This window comes from Bradyrhizobium sp., assembly GCF_016462955.1.
Taxonomy (GTDB): domain Bacteria; phylum Pseudomonadota; class Alphaproteobacteria; order Rhizobiales; family Xanthobacteraceae; genus Bradyrhizobium.
The window spans coordinates 3,972-4,618 of the sequence record NZ_JAEMSD010000524.1; the positions used below are offsets into that span (position 1 = coordinate 3,972).

General features: G+C 70.0%; 1 protein-coding gene. It reads left to right on the forward strand.

From position 1 onward, the window contains the following. Window positions 1–22: 22 nt before the first annotated feature. Window positions 23–647 (forward strand): aspartate/glutamate racemase family protein (locus JHD07_RS33435; RefSeq protein ID WP_291629905.1); only part of this gene is annotated, 625 nt, incomplete at its 3' end.

Below are 647 nucleotides of genomic sequence, written 5' to 3' on the forward strand. Positions count from 1 at the left end.
ACAAAGGGCTGGCCCAACCACGATGCGGCTTCACGTCGTCAATCCCAACACCACGGCGTCGATGACGGCGAAGATCGCCGCTGCGGCGCGCAGCGTCGCCCTCCCCGGCACCGTGATCGACGCACGCCAGCCGGCGATGGGCCCGGTCTCGATCGAGGGCTTCTACGACGAGGCCTTCGCCGTCCCCGGCATGCTCGGCTGCATCCGCGACGCCGACCGCGACGGCGCAGACGCGCACATCATCGCCTGCTTCGACGACACCGGCCTGGACGCCGCGCGCGCCGCTGCCAAGGCCCCCGTGATCGGCATCGGCGAAGCCGGCTTCCACATGGCGAGCTTGATAGCGGCGCGCTTTGCCGTGGTCACCACGCTCGGCGTCTCCATCGTTCCGATCGAGCACAATTTGCGGAAATACGGCCTCGCCGAGCGCTGTGCCCGCGTCCGCGCCGCCGAGGTCCCCGTGCTCGCGCTCGAGGAACGCAACGGCGATGCCGTCGAACGAATCTCTGCAGAGATCATTGCGGCGATCCGCGACGACCGTGCGGAAGCCATCGTGCTCGGTTGCGCCGGCATGGCCGACCTCGCTGCCGAACTCGCCGCCACGCATGGCTTGCCGGTCGTCGACGGCGTCGCCGCGGCGGTGACGC